The organism is Amycolatopsis sp. PSD-21, assembly GCF_055561455.1.
Window position 1 is genome coordinate 3,883,886 of sequence record NZ_CM145712.1, and the last position, 23,010, is coordinate 3,906,895.

The window sequence follows — 23,010 nt, forward strand, 5'->3', positions numbered from 1 at the left end:
CGGGCTTCCGCCGATCGAACGTGTCGCGAAAGCCACTTTCGGGACATCAGGCGTCGCGAAAGTGGCTTTCGCGACATGGGCGCCGGCGGTGAGGTGGTCGGTGCGGGTGGTCGTCAGTGGTCAGGGCCGCGATCACGACACGTTCGCCTCGCCTCCACCCTCTCGCAAGGCGACCACCCGGTGACAGCCGGCCAAGGTGGCGGGGCGGTGGGCGATGACGAGGACACCGATGTCGTCCCCGGCCGAGGCGAGTGCCGCGGTGATGGCTTCGTCGGCTTCGGGGTCGAGGTTGGCGGTGGCCTCGTCGAGGATGAGGATCCGGGGGTTCACCAGCAGCGCCCTGGCGACGGCGACTCGTGCTCGCTGGCCACCGGACAGTCCGGCGCCGGATTCACCGACGGTGGTGGCGAGTCCGGCGGGGAATCCGGCTCCCGGGTCGAGGATCCCCGCCCGCCGCGCGGCCCGTTCGACTTCGGCGTCGCCGGCTTCGGGCTTTCCGAGCCGGATGTTGGTGGCGATCGTCCCGGTGAGCAGGCCTGGTTCCTGGGGAACGGCGCTGATCGCGCGGCGGAGGTCGTCGTCGGACAGCTCGGTGAGGTCGACGCCGTCCAGGGTGAGGTGGCCGGCGTCGGGGTCCCACATCCGGGTCGCGAGCAGCGCGCACGTGGTCTTGCCCGCGCCGGACGGCCCGGTGAGGCCGACTCGTTCGCCGGGGCGGACGGTGAACGACACGTCGCTCAGGACCGGTGGAGCGTCGTCGCGGTAACCGAAGGACACGCGATCGAAGACGAGTCCGGTCGCGCGCTCGCGGGGCGGCAACGGCCGGGGTACGCGGGGTTCGTGGACCGCCGGTGCCCGGTCGAGGATTCCGGTGATCCTGGTACCGGCGGCGCGCAACGTGCCGACGTTGCGCAGCAGGTCCGAAATCTGCGCGATCGGGCCGAGCGCCGCGGTGGCCAGCACCATGGCGACCGGTGCGAGCGCGCGGTCGATCGTGTCGAGATTCGCCGCGCAGACCGCGAGCGCGCCGAGCGCGCCGAGCGCCAGAGCCGCGTCCGTGACGGCGCGTTCCCCGCCGATCCGGGAGCCGATCCTCGTTTGCACGGAGGTCAGCGCACGTGTCCGTTCCGCCAGCGCGGCGGTGCGGCGGTCCAGGGCGCCCGCACTGCTGAGTTCACCGAGTCCGCGGACGGTGTCGACGAGTTCGGCGTTGAGGGTCGCGGCGGCTTCGGTGAGTTCGGTGCCCTGCCGGGTTCCCGCCCGGCCGGACAGCCACGGCAGCGCCGCGGTCACGGCGACGAACGGTACCCACGCCAGCAGCAGCCACGGCGTGACCATGAGCGACAGGGTCGCGGTGGCGGCGAGCATCATGGCCGAGGTGAGTGCTTGGGCCGCGGTGTGGGCGTAGAGCCATTCGAGACGGTCGATGTCGGCGAAGGCGACGGATACGAGATCGCCGCTCCTGCGGGGCTTCCGGCGGTCGGGCAGGCTCACGCGCAGCCGGTTGAACACCCTGGCACGCAAGGTGCCGATCAGCCGGTAGGCCAGATCGTGGGAGACCCAGGACTCGCGCCAGGTCATCGCCGCGGTCACCACGGCCAGCCCGCACAGGACGGTCGCGACGACGGCCAATGGCGCGGTGCCGGTCGCCGCGGCCCGCCCGGCCAGCCAAGTGCCGAGCACGGTCGTCGTCAGCGCGCCGAGCTGGACGGCCGCGTTGCTCACGACCGTCCAGACGAAGGTGGCCCTCTGTTCGCCGATGACCGGCAGAAGCCGCCGGAGCGGCCCGCTCACGAGTGGACCGCCTGCCCGGTGACGCGGCCGGACTCGATCGTGACGATCGCGCCGGCGTCACGCAGGGCGGTCTCGCGGTGGGCGATCACGATCCGGGTGGTGCCGGCGCACTGCTCCGCGAGCCGGGTGAGGACGCGTCTCTCGGTGTCGATGTCCAGTGCCGAGGTCGCTTCGTCGAGCAGCAGCACCGGAGGCGCGGCGAGCACCGCCCTGGCGATGGCGAGGCGTTGCCGCTGGCCGCCGGACAGCTGGGTCCCGTTCTCGGTGAGGACCGTCGAGAAGCCTTGGGGGAGTGCCTCGACGAACTCGATCGCGTCCGCGACGTGGGCGGCGGTGCGGATCTCGTCGTGCGTGGCGCCGGGCCGGGCGAGCCGGAGGTTCTCTTCCACGGTGCCATGGAAAAGATAGGTGTGCTGGCCGACGACGCCGATGCTCGCGCGAAGCGCGGCGAGCGTGTACCCGGTGATCGGGGTTCCGTCGAGTTCGATCGTCCCTTGCTGCGGGTCGGCCTCGCGGACGAGCAGCCGGGCGATCGTGCTCTTCCCGGCACCCGACGGGCCCACGATCCCGGTCGTGCTCCCCGGCGCGCAGTCGAAGCCGATGCCGGAAACGCCCGCGCCGTTCGGGTACCGGTATCCGACGTCCCGCAGCCGCAGCCGGGCCCCGTGCCGAGCGGGTTCGGTGCGCGTGCCGGTGTCGGCGACCCGCGGCCGCGCCGTCATGATCTCGTCGATGCCCTCGACCGCGCCCAGCCCTTGGTAACCGACGTGCCAGTGGGCGGACAGGTCGAGTACCGGGCGGAAACATTCCCTGGCGCACAACAAGAACAGGAACACCGACGCGGCGGGGGCCTGACCGCCGACGACCCCGGCGCACGCGACGACGATCGTGGCCGCGAGGCCGAGGTGCAGTGCCAGGGCGCTGACTCCTGCTTCCACCAGCGACACGCGCAGCTGGGCCATCGTGACGCGGTGCAGGCGGTCACCGCGGTGGGCGAGTGCCTCGCCTGCCCGGCGTCCCGCGCCGAAGAGCCGGAGGACACTGATCGACTGGGTCGCCTCCAGATAGTCGGCGGCCAGTCTTTCGTAGGCGCTCCACCGGGTTCGGCCCGTCCGGAGCAGCCGGGCATCCCAGAAACGGGGGACGGCCACGGCGCACAGGACCGCCGTCGCGAGGATCGCGGCGGCGGGGACCGACACGGTGAACAACCACCCGGCGATGGCGGCAGGAACCAGACAGGTCACGAGCAGCTGCGGCAGATAGCGGCTGTAGTAGGCGTCGAGGGCTTCGACCCCGTCGACGACCGTGTGCGTGATCGCGCCCGCGCGCTCTCCCCGCGTCCAGGCCGGTCCCAGCGCGGCGATGCGGCGCAGTAGCTCTCCGCGCAGCCGGGTGCGGATGGCGATGCCGAACCTGGCCGCGGCGACCTCCCGCGTCCACAGCAGGATCGCGCGCACCCCGACGACGCCGGACAAGGCCGCGAACGCGGGTGCCACCGCCGCGAAGTCCCCGCCACGGGTGAGATCGGCGAGGACGGACGCCGTCAGGACGGCTCCGCCGACATAGCAGGCCGACACGAGTATCGAGAGCAGCGCGAGCAGCAGGACGGGCGCGAGGACGACACCCGCCAGGCGCAGGAGCCTGCGATGGATCACCGGGTGAACGCGTCCGCGTGGAGTCGTTGCGCGATCTCCCGCACCACCGAGATGTTCCCGAGGGTGCCGGGATAGGTGTCGGCGGCGTCGATCGCGATCAAGCGCTGTTCGCGGACGGCGGTCATGGCGGGGAAGGTGCGGGTGAGGTAGTCGATGCTCGCCTGCTTCTGCGCGGGCCCGTTGACCGCGAACACGATCGCGTCGGGATTCTTCGCGGCGAGCGCCTCGGGGGTGATCTGCGCGGCGAAGAACTTGGCGAACTGCGGGTCCTTCGGCGAGAACACGTTGTCGCCGCCCGCCCTGCGGATGATGTCGTACTCGATGCCGGCGCCGATCGCGGTGACGGTGGTGCCCTCCAGGAACACCTGGGCGACGGTGGGGCGGGGGCGGCCCGCGATGGCCTTGTCGACGGCGGCCAGATCCGTTCGGCCCTGATCGACCAGTGCCTTCGCCTTGTCCGGTACGGCGAAGATCCTGCCGAGGTTCTCCAGGTCGGTGAAGAGATCTTCGACCGTGCCGTTCATCCGGCGTTCGGCGCAGCCGCCCGCGGCGACATAGGCGGCGACGTTGCCCTGCTGCAGCTGCTCCAGGCTGGCGAAGCCTTTCTCCGCGGTGAATTCGTAGGTGGTGGGGGAGAAGACGAAGTCCGGCTTCACGGAAAGGAGCTTCTCCCGGCTCGGCGGTCCCGACTCGCTCAGCACCGGGATGGCGGCGGCCTGGGCGGCCACGTCGTCCGGGAGCGGTGCGGTGGCGGTCTGTGCCTGTCCGACGAGCGAGCCCGCGAGACCCAGCCGCAGCAACAGTTCCGTCTGCGACGGGCTGAGCCCGACCGCGGCGCGGGGTGCGGCGCCGACGGTGACCTCCCGGCCGCAGTTGGAGACGGTGACCGCCGTGCTCGCGTTGTTCGACGGCGCGGCCGGAGTGACCGAAGAGCCGCAACCGGCGACCAGCGACATGCTGATACCTAACGCGGCAAGGGACAGGGTTTTACGCATGATTCTCTTTCCCGGGTGTGCTGAGTGGTGAACGACGGCCGAAGACCAGCACCGGCCTGCCGTCGCGTGGATGGGTGAGCTGGTCGACGTCGACACCGAACACGTCTTCCACGACGCGTGGGGTGAGCGCTTCGTCCGGCGTTCCGGTGGCGACGACGCGGCCGGCGTCGAGGACGGCGATGTCGTCGCAGTAGGTGGCGGCGAGGTTGAGGTCGTGCAGGGCGGCGACGATGGTGCGATCGAGCCCGGCCGCGATCCGCATGAGTTCCAGCTGGAAGGCGATGTCGAGATGGTTGGTCGGTTCGTCGAGGACGAGGACGGGGGAGTCGGCCGCCAGCGCGCGGGCCAGCATCACCCGCTGCCGCTGTCCACCCGAGAGCCGTCCGATGGGCCGTCCGGCGATGTCGGTGGCGCCGACCCGGTCGAGCGCGGCCCAGGCGAGGTCGAGGTCGGCTTCGGTGTCACGGCCGAATCCGCGCTGGAACGGCACCCGGCCCAGGAGCACGACGTCGAGGACCGTGAGGTCGAACTCGGACGACGTCTCCTGAGTCATCACCGCCACCGCCCTGGCGACGGTCCGCCGGTCGGTGCGCCAGACGTCGTGCTCGCCCAGCAGCACCCGGCCCGACGACGGCGCGACGGCGCGGTAGAGCGTGCGCAACAAGGTCGACTTGCCGCTGCCGTTCGGGCCGACCAGACCGAGGAAACGGCCGGAGCGGACCTCGATGTCCACGTCCCGCAGCACCCGGTCGCCGCCCAGCGTGGCGCTGACCTCGTGGAAATGGACCTTCACCGGCCGAACCCCGCCCGCGTGGCCGTGTCCCGGCGCATCAGCCACAGGAAGAACGGCGCGCCCACGACCGCGGTGAGGATCCCGATCGGTATTTCGCCGGGCGCCGCGACCGTGCGCGAGAGCAGGTCGGCGACCATGAGGAACAGGGCGCCGCCGAGTACCGCGACCGGCAGCATCCGGCGATGGTCCGAGCCGACGAGGATCCGCGCCACGTGCGGGATCACGAGACCGACGAAACCGATGCCGCCGCTGACCGACACGATCGACCCCGTCAGGAGGGCGGCGGTCACGAGAAGCACGGCGCGGAGGCGGTTCACGTCGACTCCCAGCGCGGTCGCGGACTCGTCGCCGCTCAGCAGCGCGTTCATGGCCCTGGTCCGCAGTCCCACGACGACACAGGCGGCCGCGAACGCCACCGCCGGCACGGCCAAGGAAGCCATCGAGGCGGCGGAAACGCTGCCGAGCAAGAAGAACAGGACGCTGAACACGTTCTGTGCCTCGGTGGTCAGCGTCAGATAGCTCGTGATCGCGCTGAACAGGGAACCCAGCGCGACACCGGACAGGATCATCCTGGTCGGCGACAGGATGCCGCGATGCCTGGCGACCAGCGCGACGCACACACTGGCCACCAAAGCCCCGGCGAAGGCCGCCGCGCCAAGGGGAAGCCCGCCCACGGCGGCCGAACCGAGGGTGATCACGAGAACCGCGCCGACCCCCGCCCCGGACGACACGCCGAGCAGGTACGGCTCCGCGAGCGGGTTGCGCACGATCACCTGCATGATCGCTCCGGCGAGCGCCAGCCCAGCCCCGGCGAGCCCCGCCAGCAGCGCGCGAGGGAGCCGGAACTGCCATACCGCCTGGTCCTGCAAGACGGTCAGGCTGCCGTCCGACATCCACGGCACGTCCGGCACCAGATGACCGATCACGATCCGGCCCGCGTCCGCGAGCCCGACCTCGACCGTCCCCACCGAACCGGAGACGACCAGCAGTACGAGGATCGCGACGGCGAGGACCGTGACCGTCCCGCGGTGCAGGAGGCGGGACCGGGCGAGTGCCGCCTGCCGGTCGCGAACGCCCGAGGGCGACGCGGACGGCCGCGAACGAACAACCATGGGGGACGCCGATCGGTCTGTGGTGGGAGGACACCGGAGCCTAACTGCACCCGATAATCGTTATCAACAGATAATCGGTAATGATTATCATCACAGCTTGACGGTCGCTTTCCGTTCTCGGCCCTCGAGGGGAGGCCGTGCGGCGGCAGCGGTGGAGCACTTCGAGACGGTCGCGGCTGATGACGTACCCCCGCCGCCCAGTGGGCTTTGCGCACGGCATCGACGGTCGTCGTCCGAACGCGCTGAGCAAGGCGCAAGACGCTGGTGGCGAGGGTGTCGCGAAAGCCACTTTCGCGACGTCTGGTGTCCCGAAAGTGGCTTTCGGGACATGGGGTGGGCCGCTGGTGGCGAGGGGTGTCGCGAAAGCCACTTTCGCGACGTTGTCCCCGAGGATCGTCCTTTTTGGACTACAGGCACGGCGGCCCAGTCGGCGAAGCGGCCTGAAATCGTCGGCGCAGGCCAACATGCGCCGGGCTGTGTGTCCACGCCTCGGTCGCAGGCCGTGCCGAATTTCGGCGACGGGCGGCTGCCGCGCTTTCCGCGTTGTGCCGATGCTTGCGGGATCCGGGCGACGCCGGTACCGCGGCGACGGCCGAAATCACGGGTCGGGAGTGACCCCGGTGGCGGCGCTCGTGATCTGCCACAGCTTGGCCGCGAGCTCCCGGTCTTCGGCGGCCGCCGAGCGGCGCGCCGGACCTGCCGGTCCGCGGATCTCCAACGGTCCCGTCGGGCCAAGGTAGGCGCCGCCCTCGACCGGTCCGGTGGCGGCGACGAGCTGGGGCGCGATCCCGGTGGCGACCGGTTGTGAGAGGTAGCGGTCCGGTAGCACCAGAAGGCGGGACCTCCACGTGCTCCCGCGGGCCAGGGCGTTGGTCAGCAGCTGCGACGTCGTCAGTCCCGGGTGGGCGGCGATCGACAGCACCGGGTCGCCGGAGGCGCGAAGCCGTCGATCGAGCTCCGCGGCGAACAGGAGGTTCGCGAGCTTCGAGGCTCCGTAGGCGCGGGTCGGCGAGTAGCGCCGGCGTTCCCAATGCAGGTCGGTGAGGTCGAGTCCGCCGGTGCGGTGGCCGAGGCTGGACGTCGTCACGACCCTGGCGGGTCGCCCGTGGTCTCCGGCCGCCCGCAGCGCGGGCATCAGCAGCCAGGTCAGCGCGGCCGGACCGAGGTGGTTGGTCCCGATCTGCAGCTCGAACCCGTCCCGGGTCCGGCTGGGCGGCCCCAGCGATACCGCGGCGTTGTTGATCAGCACGTCGACCCGGTCCCCGGTGCGTTCCCGGAGCTCCGCGGCGGCGGCCCGTACCGAGGAGAGGTCGGCCAGGTCGAGCAGGACGAGTTCGGCCGAACCCGGGCCGTCGATCCCGGCTCGCACCTGGTCGAGGGCCGCCGCTCCGCGGGCGGTGTCGCGAACGGTCATCAGGACCCGGGCGCCTGCCGCCGCCAGCGCGCCGGAGAGGGCGAGGCCGAGTCCGGAGGTCGTCCCGGTGACGACGATGGTGCGGCCCGTCAGGTCGGGCGCCTCATGTGACAGTGTCATATGAACGAGCCTGCCCAGTTCGGATGACACTGTCAACTAGAATGGCCGGCGTGACCCGCACCGAGACCGCCGAGGCCACGCGGCAAGCCCTCGTCCGCGCGGCTTCCGAACTGCTCGATCAGGGCGGCCCCGACGCCGTGACCCTGCGGGCGGTCGGAGCCCGGGCCGGAGTCTCACGAGGCGCGCCCTACGGGCACTTCGAGAACAAAGAGCATCTGCTGGCTCAGCTCGCCATCAATGCGTGGAATTCCCTGGCGGACGACGTCGAGCACCTTCGCGCGACCGTCGAGTCCACTTCGGACATCCGGCTGGAGCGAGCCATCCTGGCGTTGATCGGCGTCGCACGCCGGTGGCCGCACCGGTATGCGCTGATGTTCAGCACTCCGGCCGGCACCCCCGCCGCCCGGGAGGCCGCGGGCCGTCTCGAGGGTGTGTTCCTGGCACTGGTGGCGGACATGGTCGGCGAATCCGACGCGCCTCGGTACGGCGCGCTGCTGATGTCGAGTGCGCACGGCATCGCGGGACTGGAACTCAGCGGTCATCTGGCGAAGGACACGTGGCAGGTCAGCGTGGAGCAACTCGTGCGCATGCTGATCGACGGGATCCGGCACGGGTGACCGAACCGGTCAGCCCGCGGCGGACAACGCCAGCCGCAGATAGTCGCGCGAAGCCTGCCGCCAGGATTCCAGTTCCAGCTTTTCGTTGGCCGCGTGCATCTGCCGGGGATCTCCCGGCCCCCAGATCACGATCGGGGCTCCGGCCACCGATCCGGCCAAGGCCGACGCATCGGTGAAATAGGTGGCGGCGGGTGCGGTGGTCCGGCCGGCGAGCAGCTCGGGCAGGCGCGCGGTCCGGACGGCGGGCAGATCGAGATCCACCTCCGCGGTGATGGCCGGATCGAGCGACGAAGCCCAGGCGGCCGCCGGTGCCCCACCGTCCACAGTGCGCACATCGAGCGTCAGAACGGCCGACGCGGGCACGATGTTCGTCGCGGTCCCGCCCTCGAAGGTGCCGACGTTGACGGTTTCCCCGCCCAGATAGTCGTCGGCGGCCAGCGGGAGGGAATCGAGCGCGCCGAGAGCGCGGTCGGCGAGCAACCGGATCGCGTTGCGGCCGAGCTGGGGCGTGGAGCCGTGGGCCGCTTTCCCTTCCGCGGTGAGCCGCAGCCAGGTGGCGCCGCGGTGTCCGAGTGAGACGCGGTTCCGGGTCGCTTCCGGAACCACCACGATCCGCGGCGTCAAGTCCAGCGAGGCCGAAGCCTCGGTCGCGCCGAGGCACCCGATCTCTTCGTCACTGGTGATGAGGACCTGCGCGCCGGCACCGGCTTCCGCGGCGTTGCGCAACGCGGCCAGTGCGGCGACCAGCCCGCCCTTCATGTCGACGCTGCCGCGGCCGTGCAGGAACTCCTCGTCGACGTCCGCGGAGAAAGGCGCGCGTTCCCACAGCGCGGGGGAGCCGACGGGGACGGTGTCGATATGGCACACGAACAGCGCTCCGTCGCCGGAATGGCTGCCGAGCAGCACCCATGGTCGCCCGGTGGTGGAGCGTCGCAGCACGCGGACGCCCGCGGTGGCGGTGGCGTAGGAGACGGCCAGCTCCTGCGCGGCGGCCTGCGCGGCGCTGTCGCCGGAGGTGGTGTCGTGGCGCACCAGGTCGCGCAGGAACGCGAGGGCTTCGTCGGTCATGCGGGGTACTCCTGGGTCGATTCGCGGACGACGAGCTGCATGGAGAGCACGTGGTCGGCGGGGACGCGGCCGGCCGCGAGCCGGGTGATCTCGTCGACCGCCTTGCGGGCCATCTGCTCGGTCGGCTGCGCGACGGTGGTCAGCCGCGGCGACGTCCATTCACCGAGGGTGATCCCGTCGCAGCCGATCACCGAAAGGTCTCCAGGCACCGACACCCCGGCGCGGCGGGCCGCTTCGAGCAGGCCGACCGCGGCGATGTCGCTGGCGGTGAACACGGCCGTCGGCTCCGCGCCGGCCCGTGCCATATGCGCGAAGAAGTTCATGCCGAACGCCGAGCTGAAGGCGCCGCGCACGATCATCGACTCGTCCACCTCGACCCCGTGGGTCTTCATGGCCGCCCGGTAGCCGGCCTCGCGCTGGTCGGCCGTGCGCAGCCCGGCCGGCCCGCCGACATGGGCGATCCGCCGGTGGCCCAGGGAGATCAGGTGGGTGGTCGCCTGGTAGGCGCCGCCGAAACCGTTCGCCGTGACGTGCGCGATCCGCGGCCCGGTGGCTTCGACGTACTCGTCGAGGAAGACGACCGGGAAGTCGCCTGCCAGCCGGCTCGCGAAGGCTTCGTTGGTGTTGTGCATCCCCAGGTAGACCAGCCCGCCCACGTCCGGCACCCGCATCAGGCGCTCGACGGCGGCGCGCTCCCGCAACGGCGACGAGCCGGTGAGCGTGGTGAGCACGTCGATGCCGTCGGCCGCGGCGGCGTCGACCACCGCGTCCGCCAGCGTGGAGAAGTACGGATTGTCCAGCGACGGGACCACCAGGCCGAGGCTGAGGCCGGTCACCTGTTTCTGCACGGGCGGATGCCCTTGGGCCGACAGTGCGGCGTCGATGCGCCGGGCCGTCTCGGAGGCGACGTTGAGCTCTCCCTTGACGTACCTCGACACGGTCGACACGGCCACTCCGGCCTCTCGGGCCACCTTCGCCAGCGACATCCGGCTCCTCCCCGTTGAGCGTTGACGGCGACTGCAGCGCATCTTATATTGGCGGCGTTGCGCTATGTTGCGCAACAAACGCTACCGCTTTCGCCCGAAGGAGTCGTCGATGGTCAAGGTCCTGCTAGCCGGGGAGTCGTGGGTCAGTGCGACGATCGACCACAAGGGATACGACCCGTTCGCGCACACGCAGGTGGAGATCGGGTGCGAGCGGCTGCTGGCGGCGCTGGCGGCGGAAGGGGTCGAGGTGACTCACCTGCGTTCGCACGACGTGGCCGAGAAGTTCCCGCAGACGCTGGAGGAACTCGGCGCCTACGACGTCGTCCTGCTCTCCGACGTCGGCTCCAACACGCTGCTGCTGCATCCGGACACCTTCACCCGCGGCCGTCCGACCCCCAACCGGCTCAAGCTGCTGCGCGAGTGGGTCACGAACGGCGGCGGCCTGATGATGGCCGGCGGCTACCTGAGCTTCCAGGGCTTCGAGGGCAAGGCCAACTACCACCGGACCCCGATCGAGGAGATCCTGCCGGTCGACATCGACCCGTACGACGACCGCGTCGAGACGCCCGAGGGCGTCCGTGCCCGCGTCGTGCGGGCCGACCACCCCGTGGTCGCCGGTCTCGACCAGGAGTGGCCGATCCTCCTGGGCTACCAGCACACCACGCTGAAGCCCGACGCGGAGCTGCTCGCCACCGTCGAAGGCGACGTCATGCTGGCCACGCGTCAGGTCGGCCGCGGTCGCACGCTCGCGTTCACCTCGGACATCTCCCCGCACTGGGCTCCGGAGGAGTTCATGGACTGGGACGGCTACCGCAAACTCTTCGCGCAGGCGATGACCTGGCTCGCCGGCCGCGAACTCTGAGCCGCGCGCACTCGGGATCAAGGAGGATTCGATGAGTACGTCACCCACCGGCCGCGCGGCCTCGGTCGTCGTCCTGACGATCGCGACCGTCTTCGCCGGAATGCTCGGCCCGTTGCAGTCACTCGTCAACGGGCATCTCGGCACCGCGCTCGCCGACGGGCACGCCGCCGCGCTGGTGTCCTTCGGCACCGGCCTGGTGCTGATGCTGATCATCGTGCTGGCGCGCGCCCGGACACGCGACGCGTTCTTCCGGCTGCCCGGTCAGCTGGTGCGCGGCGAGATCCCGCGGTGGAACTTCTTCGCCGGCCTGTGCGGTGCGGTGATCGTGCTTTCCGAAGGTGTCACGGTGGGTTTCCTCGGAGTCGCGATCTTCCAGACTTCGCTGATCTCCGGCATGGTCATCTCCGGCGTGGTGTGCGACCGCCTGGGCATCGGCGTCCCGTTCAAGCAGGCGATGAGCGCGCCGCGCGTGGCAGGGGCGATCCTCGCCATCTGCGCCACGGTGCTGGTGGTGTCCCCGAACTGGTCGGCCCCGCACATGATCGCGCTGGCGATCATGCCGTTCGTCGGCGGCCTGCTCGCCGGCTGGCAGCCCGCGGGCAACTCCGAGGTCGGCCTGCTGTCCGGCTCGATGTTCGTTTCCATCACCTGGAACTTCCTCATCGGCTTCGCGGCGCTCGGTCTCGTGTACGTGGTGCGCATGGTGGTCTCGGGCGCGCATTTCGCGTTGCCGGGCACCTGGTGGATGTACTTCGGCGGGCCGCTCGGCCTCCTGTCGATCGCGTTGATGGCCTTGCTGGTGCGTGGTCTCGGGCTCCTGTTGCTGGGGCTGGCCTCCACGGCCGGTCAGCTCATCGGGTCGCTGCTGCTCGAAGTCGTCGCTCCCGCGGCGGGTTCCAGCCTGCACCTGGTCACCGTCATCGGCGCGGTCGTGGCGCTGGCGGCCGCGGCGATCGCGATGATCCCGTCCCGGCACACGGCCGAACCGGTGGTCCTCGCCCAGCCCGCCGAGGTGCGCCGTGGCTGAGGTGCGCGGTGTCCTCGGCGCGGTCGACGCGGCGGATCTCGGGCTGGTGCTGCCGCACGAGCACCTCTTCAACGATCTGTCCTCCGCGGTCGCCGAGCCCGCCTATGCCTCCACGCGGCGGCTCGCCGAGGCGGAAGTGGGGCCGGGCTGGCAGTTCCTCCTCCGTCAGGATCCCTACTGCTGCGCCGACAACGTGGCGGCGAAGGACCGGGCGAGCGTCGTGCGCGAGGTGACCGCGTTCGCCGCGGCGGGCGGCGGCACGGTGGTCGACGCGACCGGAAGCGCGGCGATCGGCCGGGATCCGCTCGCCCTGGCGGCGGTCGCCGAGGCCACCGGGGTCACCATCGTCATGGGCACCGGTGCGTATCTGGAGAAGTTCGAGGGGGAGCGCATCACCGCGGTCGCCGTCGACGCGCAGACCGAGCGCATCCTCGCCGAACTGGACGAGGGTGTCGGCGAGACGGGGATCCGGGCCGGGGTCATCGGCGAGGTCGGTGTTTCGCCGCTTTTCACCGACGGGGAGCGGGCCTCCTTGCGGGCCGCCGCGCTCGCGCAGGCGGCGCGGCCGACCGTGGGGCTGAACATCCACATGCCGGGCTGGCAGCGTCGCGGGCACGAAGTGCTCGACCTCGTGCTGGACGAATGCGGTGCGCTTCCGGGAAAAGTGGCGCTGGCGCACAGCGATCCGTCCGGCGAAGACCCGGGATATCAGCGGGGTCTTCTCGAACGCGGTGTGCTGCTGGAGTTCGACATGATCGGCCTCGACATCGCGTTCCCGGGCGAAGGCGTCGCCCCGACGGTTTCCCAGACCGCTCGCGCCGTGGCCCGGTGGGTGAACGAGGGCTTCGGTGACCAGATCATGCTGTCGCACGACCTGTTCCTGAAGCAGATGTGGACGCGCAACGGCGGGAACGGGCTCGTGTTCGTGCCGACGATCTTCGCCGATCTGCTCGTAGCAGAAGGAATCGCGGCCGAAGCCGTCGCCCGGCTGATGCGGGACGTCCCCGCCCGATGGCTGACCGCATGAGCCGCGCGATCGCGGTGGTCGCGTCGCTCAACGTCGATCACATCGTCCAGGCGCCGCGCATCCCGGAGCCGGGGGAGACCCTGATGGGATTTTCGGCGAGCCGGGAGCTGGGCGGTAAAGGCGGCAACCAAGCGGTCGCCGCCGCCCGGCTCGGCGCGGAAGTGGCCGTGATCGGGTGCGTCGGCAAGGACGAGGACGGCGACGAGTACCTGGCAGCACTGCGCGCCGAAGGTGCCGACGTGACCCACGTGCACAGGTCCGCGTTGCCCACCGGCCGGGCGGCGATCACCGTCGACGCGGAGGGCGTCAACTCGATCGTCGTCGTGTCCGGGGCGAATGGCGACATCCCAGCGGAGGCGGCCGAAGCGGCGATCTTCGAACTGCCGGGGCTTCGGGTCGTCGCGGGCCAGTTGGAGGCGGCACCCGAAGCGACGGAACGCGCTTTCGCGGCCGCTCGCTCACGGGGCGTGCTGACCGTGCTCAACACCGCGCCCGCCGACGACGTCGCCGGGAAACTGGTGCCACTGAGCGATGTCGTGGTGTCGAACGAAATCGAGTTCCGTCAGCTCACCGGTCAGGATCCGTTCGACGACGACGGTTTGCGGCGCGGCGGTGCCGGTCTGTTCGCCGCGGGATGCCGGTGGGTGATCGTGACGCTGGGCGCCGAAGGATGTGCCGTCCTCGACGCGTCGTCGTCCACGCGCGTCCCGGCCGTCCCGGTACGGGCCGTGGACACCACCGCCGCGGGCGATTCGTTCGTCGGAGCGCTCGCCGCCCGGCTCGCGGAAGTTCCCGGTGAGCCGGCGACCGCGGACGTGGTGGCGGCTTGCCGTTTCGCGGCACGGGTGGCCGCTGTCGTCGTGACGCGGCACGGAGCGCACCCTTCTTTGCCGCTCTTGGCCGAGGTGCCGGCATTCCGGCGGTGAGCCGGGTGAATACGCGCTGATCCAGCGCCCGGCCTCCGGCATACTCGCGGGATGGCGGAACAACTTTCGCTCACCGGCTATCAACGAGGCCTGCGGGCAAGGATCCTGGCCGCGCCGACGGTGGCGGCGCCCCCGCCGTGGCGTCCAGCCGACCGCCACGTGGCCGCTGTCGGCGGGTTGCTCGGTGTCGGTTTCGCCGCTGACCCCGGCACTGGCCGCGACTTGCTGTTGGTGGAGTCGACGAACGGGCTCGGGCTGTTCGACACCGTCACCGGTGAACGGCTGGTCCGCGACCCCGATCCGGATCAGCCGGAGGGCAACGACTTGACGTGCCAAGGGATCGGGCCGATCGCGGGGCATCGCGTGCCGATGGCCGGGCTGGACGGCGGCGGCCTGCACACCGGCACCACGGGGTGGTCGGTGCATGTCGCAGGCCCGGACTGGCCGCACGAGCGGGTGCTGTTGTCCACCGGGAATCCGTACACCGGTGGGGCGCACGGCGAGACCTGGTGGCATATCTTCCATTCGCGCCACTCCGAACTGCGGGCGGCCGGGTTCTCGCCGTCCGGGGCGACGCTGGTCGTGGCGACCAGCAGCGACGTCACCCTCTGGACCAGGGCCTGACCCAGGCCCCCGCGGTGGGCTGAAAGCGTCCTTCGCCCCATGTCGTGCGGTGAAGGCGCCCTCCGTCGCGTCAGATGCGGGCATGGCTCCCTTCGGCTCACGTCAGCGCTGGATGTCCCTCGCGTCCGAGCTGCCGGACGAAAGGTGTTTAGGCGGTACCGGGCAGGGGCATCACGGTCTCGCCGTAATTCGTTCTACGCGAGGAGTCTCCGGGTGGCGTCGTTCAAGGTGAAACCCTCCAAACCGGTCGCCGTGTTCGGAGCGGTCGGTGGGATGGCGGTGCTGGTGTTCGTTCTGGTCAGCGGAACCGGCCGCGGAAACGGCTTCGTCTGGTTGTGGGCGGCCCTCTGCGTCGGGGTGGTGGGGTTCAACCTGTGGGCGGCGTTCAGCAAACGAGGCGCCACCGAAGTCGTCGAACGCGGCGCCACGGACCGGTCTTGACCGGGCTGACGCGGCGGGGCGGTGCGATCCTGGCGGTATGACGAGCAGGTCAGGGCCTCGACGAGAACTGGAGCGGATCCTGGAGAACGCCGGGCCGGGCGCGGTTCATGCCCGGACGGCGCTGGGTACCGGGCCGGTGCCCGATCGGTTGCGGGCGGCGATCCTCGCCTTGGCGTTCGCGCGAGGCAAAGGCGGCAGCTGCTGCCCTTCCGACGCGGCCCGGGCGCTCGCGGACGAGTGGCGTCCGTTGCTGCCGCAGGCTCGGGAACTGGCGCGCGAACTCGCGCGGGCGGGGGAGGTGCGGTTGACCCAGGGCACCCGGTCGCTCGACCCGGACGCGGAATGGGAGGGGCCCATCAGGATCCGGCTGGCCGGGGACGCGGATGGCTGAGCCGGACCGCACCCCCGACGGGCGTTTCGTCGTGATCGGCGGCCGGCGCTGGCGCGCGACCGATCCGGAGATACCGGAGGAGACGGCGGCCCGGTTGCGCGGCCTGCTGATGCGGGCCCGCCGGGACGTCGGCGCGGCCCGGCGAGCTCAGGATCCCGAAGCCGAGCGGGAGGCCCGGGCGCGGGTGCACATCGCCAAGGTCGCCTTGGGGGAGCGTGGAACTCCGTGGTGGGAGCAGGATCGCGCGGAGCGTCGGCAGCGGTGGCAGCGCGGCCTCGACCTCTTGAGCTGAAGATCAGGACGGCGGCCGTTCAGCCCGCGGCGAGCCCGGTACGCCGTCTCCGGCCCCCGCCGAGGTACTTCGAGGCGGCCAGCCGGTTCAACAGGCCGATCCGTCCTCGGTTGGGGACCGAACGAAGCGGGTGACCGGCGAGGCCCCAATGCCCGAGAAGGGTGTTGGCCGCGGCCCAGCCGGTGGCGGCCGCGCGCTCCATGAGGGCGACCGGCAGGTCGATCCGGATGCCGTCGCCCGCGAGCGCGAGGAGCGGGTCGGGAGTCCGCACGGCCGGCCGCCGGGCGAAGTCGCCGACTCCGAACAGTGGGCAATCCTCGCGCCACAACGTGCTTTCCCCGGCCACTCGCGCGTCCCGGGTCTCCGGGTAGATCTCGTGAAGCCGTTGTTCGAGGGCTTTCTCCAAGCCGCTTTGATCTGCGGTGGCGGCCGCGTAGGCGTGCAGTTCGACGACGGAGCCGCCGGTGCGCGCCGCCCAGCGCCGTGCTTCGCCTTCGTACCGGTCGAGCAGGCTGATGTTGTCCAGCGGCGGGACGCTGCCGGTGCCGAGGAAAGGCGGACGTCGTCGCTCGACCGGCCGGTCGAGCCAGAGCCGCCGGACGAGGAAGGGCGGCGCGGTGCGCAGTTCCCCGATCGCGCGCCGCCAGGACTCGGTCGCGAGGTCCGGGGATGCGGTGACGAGGTCGCGCAGCCCGGCGATGTCGCAGGCGAGCACCACCCCGTCGAAGCCCTCCGTGCGGCCACCGGTCTCGACTTCGAAACCGTCCGGCGTCCGGCCGAGGGCGGTGACCGCCGCGCCGGTGCGGATTTCGACGCGGCGCCCGGCGAGGTAGCTCGCGAGCGGATCCCACAGTGCCTGCGGGAACGGCTCGGTCGGCACGTCGAAGACGAGTCCTTCGCTGGAGCCGAGGAAATAGAGGTGGAACATGGCCGCCAGTTCCGCGGCGGACAGGTCCCGCGGGTCGGCGAAGAAACTGCGCGAGAACACCTCGAACGCGAGATGCCGTGCGGCCGCTGGGAAGTTGATCGCTTCGAGGAAGGTCGACGCGTCGATGTGATCGAGCCGGTGATAGGTCTCGGGCACGCTGACCGTGGCGAGTGGCAACGCCTCGCGTCCACTGAGCCGCAGGAGGTCCCTGGGGGTGAAAGTCGGGCTCCGCAAGGCGAAAACCGCCGCGTTCCAGATCGGTGTGCGAGGGAGCCCGGCGAAGGTGTCGATGCGGCCGTGCGCGTCCAACAGCGGATAGTCGGAGAGCGGGGTGAGCCGCTCCGAATGCGGATCCGTGCGGGTCAGCAAGGTACGCAGGTTGTAGTACTGGCGGAAGAAGGCGTGGAAGCCCCGGCTCATCGTCACCGGAGTGCCGTCCGGCAGCCGCTCCCGCCAGCCGCCGACCCGGCCCCCGAGATGGTCTTCTCGTTCGAAGACGGTGACGGTGACGCCGCGTTCGGCCAGTCCGGTCGCCGCGGTGAGACCGGCGATGCCGCCGCCCACGACGGCCACCGTGGGGCGCGCGCCGAGTTGCCCGGCGTCCGCGAGGCCGCGCGACGCCGGATAGGTGACCAGGCGGCGGTCCAGGGGAGAGGTCACGGAGTCTCCTCGGGAGCTGTGCCGACGACGGTGTGCACGATGTCGCGTTGCCAGCCGGGGACGGTGGCGGTGTGGACGTCGGTGAAGCCGGCGTCGGTGAGACGGTGGGCGAGAGAGCCGATTCCGTCGAACTCGGCGACGCTGCGGCGAAGATGGCGGTAGAGCGTGGCGTCGCCGGTGACGATCTTCCCGAGAGGGATGATCACGGCCGCGCAGACCGCGTTCCAGACCCAGCGGGCTCGCCGGGAGTCCCGGACCGAGTATTCGTGCACGGCGATCCGGCCGCCCGGGCGCAGCAGGCCACGCAGGCGGCGCAACTGGCTCGTGGGGTCGGCGAGGTTGCGCAGGAGATAGGCCGCCAGTATCGCGTCGAACGGCCCCTCCACCCCCGCCAGCTCTTCCGCCGGCGTGTGGACGAACTCGACCCCTTCGGGCCAGGTCTTGTCCCGGGCTCGCGCCAGCATTTCGCGGGAGGCGTCGAACGCCGTGATCTTCGCTCCGGGTGCCGCGGCGACGAGCGCGGCGGTGGACGCGCCGGTGCCGCAGCCCGCGTCGAGCAAGCGCAGGTGTTGGCCGTCGTACGGCAGATCGAGCCGCTGGGCGGACAGCAGCAGATGCCGGTGATAGCCGGGATTCGCCCCCACCAGACGGTCGTAGAAGCGGGCTTCGGTGTCGAAGGCCGACGGCACGGTGTCCCGCGGCAGGCCGTCTCGCGCCAAGGCGTTCACCGCGCCTCCTCGCGTGGCCGGGACCGTTCCCACAGCAGCAATACGGCGGTCACCAGCGCATAGCCGAAGAGGAAGTCCTCGACCGGGATGTCCCAGGGGAAGCGCCAGCCGGTGACGTGCTCGGGCGCGTAGAGGACGATCGGCGCGGACAACTTCGTCAGCCAGCCGTCGACGGGGATCTGGAAGCCGAGGACGATGGCCATCGTGATCCAGTAGGCGGGTTTCCGGAACAGACCGGTCTTCAGCACGACGACCTCGGCGAGCACGACCACGACCACCGCGACGACGGCCGGAACGGTGTAACCCCAGGGAATCACCGGCGGACCGCCCGTTCGCCGCGGCGCCGGGCCACGGTGAGCGAAAGCTGGACCATTTCGTAGGTGAGCAAGCCACAGATCGGGATGACGACGAAGAACAGGATCTCCTCCAGCGGGATGGCGAACGGGGCATGGACGCCGGTCATGAATTCCGGCGCGTAGCCCCAGACCCCGGCGGCGATCGCCAGCGCGTCCCAGACCAGGAAGACCAGCGCCACCGGGAGCAGGGCGCGGGCGAGCCGTTTCGGTTGCCGGTAGACGCGGGCGCCCGCCATTTCCAGCGGCAGGGTCACCAGGACACAGGCCGCGAGGACGATCAGGTACTCGAATTTGCCCACTCAGCTCACCGCCGTGGGGGGAGCGGGCGCCGGATGCCGCCTGCGGGCCCACTGGGAACGAGCGAATGCGCCGCAGGCGACCCCGAGCCGTCGGCGGCGTGTCACCCTCACCCGGCGGGCGAACACGTCGTGGCCCGCGTCCTCGATCCGGTCGAGGATCTCCCCGTAGAGGGTCGCGGCGGTGGCGACACAAGGGCGCGAGACCGGGTGCAGCATCGCGATTCCGGGCCGTGCCTCGGCGTAGATCCGCCGGGTGACCGCGATCTGGTCCCTGATCGCCGCCCGTACCGGTGCGTCGGCCCGGCCGTGCTCGGCGCACCAGGCCAGCCGGTCCCGGTCGACGTCGTGCACCTTGAGCTCGTCCGCGGGCAGGTAGACCCGTCCTCGCGCGAAATCCTCGGCGACGTCGCGGAGGAAGTTGGTCAGCTGGAACGCCTTGCCCAGCGCGGCCGCTCGCGGGGCGGCCTCCTCGCGGTGGGTCACCGCGCCGAGGATCGGCAGCACCTGCAGGCCGATCACCTCGGCCGAGCCGTGCACGTAGACGTCGAGGTCGTCTCGCGTGGCGTAGTCGGTGACGCTCAGATCCATCCGCATCGACGTGAAGAAGGCGCGGAAGAGGTGTTCTTCGAGCTCGTACCTGGCCGCCGTGTCGATCACCGCTCTGAGCAAGGGATCCGTACTCGTGCCCGAGGCCAGATCGGCGCGGAAGCGACCCTCCACTTCGGACAGTCGCGCGGCCAGTGACCGCGGCGTGGCGGCGGGATCCGGTTCGTCGACGATGTCGTCCAGCCATCGGGCGAAACCGTAGAGCGCGTGGACCGCGGGCCGCTGCGGCGCGGTCAGCATGCGGGTCGCCAGGAAGTACGTGCGCCCGTGGCGGGCATTGAGGCCGCGGCACCACGTATAGGCGGCACGAAGGTGTGGATCGCGGATGCCGGCGGCGTCGAGTTCGTGCTTGGTCATCGGTTCGCCTCCGCGGCCAGATCGAGCACGCGTGCGCCGCGCCCCGGTGTCCCGGTGATCCGGTCGGCGGCCAGCCTGCCGGAGATCAGCACGGTCGGGACGCCGACACCGGGTACCGTCCCGCCACCGGCGAGGACGACGTTTTCGTTACCGCGCGGGAAGTTCCGAGGACGGAACGGTCCGGTTTGACCGAACGAGTGCGCGTAGCCGAAGGGGGTCCCGGCGACCAGGCCGCGGTCCGCCCAATCGGCTGGGCTGATCACCTCGGTGAACTCGGGTTCGAAATCCGGCAGCAGGCGTTCCCGGGCCACGGAAAGGATCTCCTCGGCGTACGGGCCCGCATCGGCGGTCCAGTCCGCCGGGCCACGGTCGAGATTGGGTACCGGCGCGAGGATCGAGAAGAGCTGCCGCCCCGGCGGGGCGAGTCCCGGATCGGTCGCGGTGGGCCGGGTGATCAGCAGGGACGGATCGGTCATGCGGCGCCCGGTGGAGATGAGCTCGTCGAAGGTCGAAGCCCAGCCCTGCCCGAAGGAAATCGTGTGGTGGCCGATGGCGGAGTGCTCACCTGGGCCTCCGGTGTGCAGGATCAGCGCGGACGGCGCGGGCCGCAGCGGGACGGGCCGCTTCGGGTGCCGGCCGAGGAGCCGGTAGCTCTCGGGTGGCTCGGTCGTCAGCACGACGGCGTCACACGGGTGGCGTTCGCCGCCCGCGGTGCGGACCGCGCGGATCCGGCCGCCGTCCCGTTCGAGCGCGTTCACGGGGTCGCCGTAGTGGAAGACGACGCCGTTCGCCGCGGCGACGCGGGCGAGGGCCTGGGGGAGCGCCGCGACACCTCCGGGCGGGAAATACACGCCACCGACGGTGTCCATATAGGAGATGACCGCGTAGAGCGCCAGTGCCCGCATCGGCGACTCGCCCGCGTAGAGGGCCTGGAAGGTGAACACCCGCTTCAGCCGCTCGTCCGACAGGAACGAGCCGATCTTGGGATCCAGCCGCCGGAAGCCGCCGAGCGCCACCAGCCGCGCCAGTTCCGGCCGGAGCATGCCCAGCGGCGAGTCGATGTTCGAGTCGATGAACCGGGAGAACTCGGTGCGATACAGGCGAGTCAGCCATTCGCGGAGCCGGACGTAACCCGCGGCCTCCGCCGGGCCCGCGAACTCGCGGACCGCGTCCGTCATCGCCGCGGCGTCCGTGTGCACGGGCAGCGTGCTGCCGTCGGCGAACTGCGCCACGTACGCCGGGTCGAGCCGGATCAGCGGCAATTCCTCGCTCAGTTCGGCACCGACGGCGCCGAAGGTGTCCCGCAGGATCGAAGGCATGGTGAGCACCGTGGGCCCGGTGTCGAGCAGATAGCCTTTGCGCTCCACGCGTCCCGCGAGACCACCCGGGCAGGGATCGCGTTCGAGAACGGTGACCGAGCGTCCACGGCCCGCCAAGTGCAGGGCGGCCGCGAGTCCCGACAGCCCCGCTCCCACCACGACGACCCGGTCCGTGGGCCCCGGCACCGTTTTCACTGGTCGCGCTCCGTGCATTTGGTGGCCAGGACGGCCAGCGAATCCGCGGCGTGCCGGGGGAACACGGCCGGGTCGATCACGGCCTGGGCCTTCTCGGCCCGTTCCCGGATGAGCTCGCCGAGGCGTTCCCGCGCCCCGGTCGCCGTGATCAGGGCGCGCCAGCGGGCCACGGCTTCGTCGTCCACCGTCGACGGCGCGAGCAGTTCGCCGAGTTCCGCGCGCTGCCGCCGGTCGGCCATCTCGGCGGCGAGCACCACGACACTGGACGCCTTGCGATCACGGAGGTCTTGGCCCGCGGGCTTGCCGGTGACCGCCGGATCGCCGAAGACGCCGAGCAGATCGTCCCGGAACTGGAACGCCTCACCGACCAGGCCGCCGTATTCGGCGAGGGCGGCCAGGACGTCCGGCCCGCACCCCGCCAGCGCGGCGCCGAATTCGAGCGGTCTGCGGACGGTGTAGTTGCCGGACTTCCGGCGCAGGACGTCGAGCAGTGTCTCCCAGTCCGGGAGCGTCCTGGCGTCGTTCACGAGATCGGCGAGCTGCCCGACCGCCAATTCCGCGCGCATGAGGTCGTATCGCGGCCAGCCGCGGGCCAGCGCCGCCGCGTCGAGGCCGGATTCCCGGAGCATCCGCTCCGACCAGACCAGGAAGAGATCGCCGGACAGGGTCGCCGCGGATTCCCCGAAGCGGTCGGCGGATCCGCTCCAGCCCTGTTCGGTGTGCCAGCGCGCGAACCGGACGTGCAGCGCCGGGCGGCCGCGGCGCAGCGGTGAGCCGTCCATGACGTCGTCCTGCGCCAGCGCGAAACAGTGGAGCAGTTCCAAACTCGCCGCGGCCCGCAAGGCCGCGTCCGATTCCGGTCCGCCGCATCGCCAGCCCACGTAGGCGAACATCGGGCGAAGGAATTTCCCACCCGCGACGAACTCCGGGATGGCGGTCTCGGCGAGTTCACCCTCGCCGTGGCCGGCGAAATGTTCGGCGGCCCGTGCCTCGACGAAACCGTACGCCTCGGCGAGGCACCGTCGGCCCAGGGTGTCCAGCCAGGCGGCCGGCGCCTCTTCCGCCATGATCGACGCCATCCGACCGTCCCTTCCGCCATCCGGTGATTCGATTCGCAACCGTTTCATTGCCGGTGTACCTTGTCTACTGGATCGGGTGACAGCCTCGCAACTCGAGCGGGATCCTCCGGTAGACACCAGAAGCCAGGGTTCCCTCGAGTTCCGGGCTCAAACCCCGGATCGCTCACGAATCGAAGATGACCGCCCAGCGACGGAGGTGGCCGGGACCTCGCCACCCTCCGGGAATCCGGCGCCCCTCCCCTGAGCCGGGTTCCGGACGCCCGGCGGTGCCTGGCGGATCGGTCCCCTCCCGATCGCCCTCGGCACCGCCGGGCGTTCGTTCCTCAGTGGACGCCATAC

24 protein-coding genes are annotated in these 23,010 nt (G+C 71.1%); 9 read left to right on the top strand and 15 right to left on the bottom strand.

The genetic code is table 11. The annotated features are described in order from the left end of the window. Positions 1 to 132: 132 nt before the first annotated feature. From ACZ1DY_RS18435 to ACZ1DY_RS18460, 6 genes are all read right to left on the bottom strand, one after another. The gene (locus ACZ1DY_RS18435; protein ID WP_465485077.1) at positions 133 to 1,794 is read right to left on the bottom strand and encodes an ABC transporter ATP-binding protein; all 1,662 of its coding nucleotides are present in this window, start codon (positions 1,792 to 1,794) and stop codon (positions 133 to 135) included. Beyond that, positions 1,791 to 3,449, bottom strand: a complete 1,659-nt coding sequence (locus tag ACZ1DY_RS18440; RefSeq protein ID WP_465485078.1) for an ABC transporter ATP-binding protein/permease — start codon at positions 3,447 to 3,449, stop codon at positions 1,791 to 1,793. The genes ACZ1DY_RS18435 and ACZ1DY_RS18440 overlap by 4 nt, the downstream gene beginning before the upstream one ends. Continuing rightward, positions 3,446 to 4,444: an ABC transporter substrate-binding protein gene (locus tag ACZ1DY_RS18445; RefSeq protein ID WP_465485079.1), complete on the bottom strand. Its 999-nt coding sequence runs from the start codon at positions 4,442 to 4,444 to the stop codon at positions 3,446 to 3,448. Before ACZ1DY_RS18445 ends, ACZ1DY_RS18440 begins: the two co-directional genes overlap by 4 nt. Continuing rightward, positions 4,437 to 5,237, bottom strand: coding sequence for an ABC transporter ATP-binding protein (locus tag ACZ1DY_RS18450; RefSeq protein WP_465485080.1), 801 nt, complete (start codon positions 5,235 to 5,237; stop codon positions 4,437 to 4,439). Before ACZ1DY_RS18450 ends, ACZ1DY_RS18445 begins: the two co-directional genes overlap by 8 nt. Further along, positions 5,234 to 6,349, bottom strand: coding sequence for a FecCD family ABC transporter permease (locus ACZ1DY_RS18455; protein WP_257487443.1), 1,116 nt, complete (start codon positions 6,347 to 6,349; stop codon positions 5,234 to 5,236). The genes ACZ1DY_RS18450 and ACZ1DY_RS18455 overlap by 4 nt, the downstream gene beginning before the upstream one ends. Positions 6,350 to 6,947: 598 nt before the next feature. Continuing rightward, positions 6,948 to 7,883 (bottom strand): SDR family NAD(P)-dependent oxidoreductase, encoded by a 936-nt coding sequence (locus tag ACZ1DY_RS18460; protein WP_465485081.1) that lies wholly within the window; start codon positions 7,881 to 7,883, stop codon positions 6,948 to 6,950. 41 nt (positions 7,884 to 7,924) lie between these two features. On the opposite strand from ACZ1DY_RS18460, the gene ACZ1DY_RS18465 reads away from it, so the two are divergent. Then, positions 7,925 to 8,500, top strand: a complete 576-nt coding sequence (locus ACZ1DY_RS18465) for a TetR/AcrR family transcriptional regulator (RefSeq protein WP_465485082.1) — start codon at positions 7,925 to 7,927, stop codon at positions 8,498 to 8,500. A 9-nt stretch (positions 8,501 to 8,509) separates the two neighbouring features. Here the strand turns inward: ACZ1DY_RS18465 and ACZ1DY_RS18470 are convergent, their stop codons facing one another. Both ACZ1DY_RS18470 and ACZ1DY_RS18475 read right to left on the bottom strand, forming a co-directional pair. Continuing rightward, a complete protein-coding gene (locus ACZ1DY_RS18470; RefSeq protein WP_465485083.1) occupies positions 8,510 to 9,568 on the bottom strand; it encodes a M20 family metallopeptidase in 1,059 nt (352 codons plus the stop codon). Then, positions 9,565 to 10,554 carry a LacI family DNA-binding transcriptional regulator gene (locus ACZ1DY_RS18475; RefSeq protein WP_257487439.1) on the bottom strand — a complete coding sequence of 330 codons (990 nt, stop codon included), beginning with the start codon at positions 10,552 to 10,554 and terminating at the stop codon, positions 9,565 to 9,567. The genes ACZ1DY_RS18470 and ACZ1DY_RS18475 overlap by 4 nt, the downstream gene beginning before the upstream one ends. Before the next feature lie 109 nt (positions 10,555 to 10,663). On the opposite strand from ACZ1DY_RS18475, the gene ACZ1DY_RS18480 reads away from it, so the two are divergent. The 8 genes from ACZ1DY_RS18480 (at position 10,664) to ACZ1DY_RS18515 (ending at position 16,144) form a co-directional block, all read left to right on the top strand. Next, positions 10,664 to 11,416, top strand: coding sequence for a glutamine amidotransferase (locus tag ACZ1DY_RS18480; protein WP_465485084.1), 753 nt, complete (start codon positions 10,664 to 10,666; stop codon positions 11,414 to 11,416). 31 nt (positions 11,417 to 11,447) lie between these two features. Continuing rightward, positions 11,448 to 12,443 (top strand): DMT family transporter, encoded by a 996-nt coding sequence (locus ACZ1DY_RS18485; RefSeq protein WP_257487437.1) that lies wholly within the window; start codon positions 11,448 to 11,450, stop codon positions 12,441 to 12,443. Beyond that, complete coding sequence (locus tag ACZ1DY_RS18490) at positions 12,436 to 13,470, top strand: phosphotriesterase family protein (RefSeq protein ID WP_465485085.1); 1,035 nt, start codon at positions 12,436 to 12,438, stop codon at positions 13,468 to 13,470. The genes ACZ1DY_RS18485 and ACZ1DY_RS18490 overlap by 8 nt, the downstream gene beginning before the upstream one ends. Continuing rightward, positions 13,455 to 14,396, top strand: coding sequence for a ribokinase (locus ACZ1DY_RS18495; protein ID WP_465485086.1), 942 nt, complete (start codon positions 13,455 to 13,457; stop codon positions 14,394 to 14,396). The genes ACZ1DY_RS18490 and ACZ1DY_RS18495 overlap by 16 nt, the downstream gene beginning before the upstream one ends. Positions 14,397 to 14,447: 51 nt before the next feature. Continuing rightward, on the top strand, positions 14,448 to 15,020 hold the full coding sequence (locus ACZ1DY_RS18500) for a hypothetical protein (RefSeq protein WP_465485087.1): 573 nt from the start codon (positions 14,448 to 14,450) through the stop codon (positions 15,018 to 15,020). A gap of 213 nt (positions 15,021 to 15,233) precedes the next feature. Beyond that, positions 15,234 to 15,461, top strand: coding sequence for a hypothetical protein (locus ACZ1DY_RS18505; protein ID WP_465485088.1), 228 nt, complete (start codon positions 15,234 to 15,236; stop codon positions 15,459 to 15,461). 37 nt (positions 15,462 to 15,498) lie between these two features. Beyond that, positions 15,499 to 15,852: a DUF3253 domain-containing protein gene (locus ACZ1DY_RS18510; protein ID WP_465485089.1), complete on the top strand. Its 354-nt coding sequence runs from the start codon at positions 15,499 to 15,501 to the stop codon at positions 15,850 to 15,852. Further along, on the top strand, positions 15,845 to 16,144 hold the full coding sequence (locus tag ACZ1DY_RS18515; RefSeq protein WP_465485090.1) for a hypothetical protein: 300 nt from the start codon (positions 15,845 to 15,847) through the stop codon (positions 16,142 to 16,144). Before ACZ1DY_RS18510 ends, ACZ1DY_RS18515 begins: the two co-directional genes overlap by 8 nt. A 19-nt stretch (positions 16,145 to 16,163) precedes the next feature. Here the strand turns inward: ACZ1DY_RS18515 and ACZ1DY_RS18520 are convergent, their stop codons facing one another. Genes ACZ1DY_RS18520 through ACZ1DY_RS18550 form a run of 7 tightly spaced genes read right to left on the bottom strand, consistent with a single transcriptional unit; the run spans position 16,164 to position 22,671 of the window. Continuing rightward, positions 16,164 to 17,732 carry an FAD-dependent oxidoreductase gene (locus ACZ1DY_RS18520; protein WP_465485091.1) on the bottom strand — a complete coding sequence of 523 codons (1,569 nt, stop codon included), beginning with the start codon at positions 17,730 to 17,732 and terminating at the stop codon, positions 16,164 to 16,166. Beyond that, a complete protein-coding gene (locus tag ACZ1DY_RS18525; RefSeq protein WP_465485092.1) occupies positions 17,729 to 18,460 on the bottom strand; it encodes a class I SAM-dependent methyltransferase in 732 nt (243 codons plus the stop codon). Before ACZ1DY_RS18525 ends, ACZ1DY_RS18520 begins: the two co-directional genes overlap by 4 nt. Next, a complete protein-coding gene (locus tag ACZ1DY_RS18530) occupies positions 18,457 to 18,777 on the bottom strand; it encodes a lycopene cyclase domain-containing protein (RefSeq protein WP_126731003.1) in 321 nt (106 codons plus the stop codon). The genes ACZ1DY_RS18525 and ACZ1DY_RS18530 overlap by 4 nt, the downstream gene beginning before the upstream one ends. After that, positions 18,774 to 19,115: a lycopene cyclase domain-containing protein gene (locus ACZ1DY_RS18535; protein ID WP_126731004.1), complete on the bottom strand. Its 342-nt coding sequence runs from the start codon at positions 19,113 to 19,115 to the stop codon at positions 18,774 to 18,776. Before ACZ1DY_RS18535 ends, ACZ1DY_RS18530 begins: the two co-directional genes overlap by 4 nt. After that, entirely contained in the window at positions 19,116 to 20,078 is a 963-nt protein-coding gene (locus tag ACZ1DY_RS18540; RefSeq protein WP_465485093.1) for a phytoene/squalene synthase family protein, read from the bottom strand. Then, positions 20,075 to 21,592, bottom strand: a complete 1,518-nt coding sequence (gene crtI, locus ACZ1DY_RS18545) for a phytoene desaturase family protein (RefSeq protein ID WP_465485094.1) — start codon at positions 21,590 to 21,592, stop codon at positions 20,075 to 20,077. The genes ACZ1DY_RS18540 and crtI overlap by 4 nt, the downstream gene beginning before the upstream one ends. Beyond that, positions 21,589 to 22,671 carry a polyprenyl synthetase family protein gene (locus ACZ1DY_RS18550; RefSeq protein ID WP_465485095.1) on the bottom strand — a complete coding sequence of 361 codons (1,083 nt, stop codon included), beginning with the start codon at positions 22,669 to 22,671 and terminating at the stop codon, positions 21,589 to 21,591. Before ACZ1DY_RS18550 ends, crtI begins: the two co-directional genes overlap by 4 nt. Between the last annotated feature and the right edge of the window lie 339 nt (positions 22,672 to 23,010).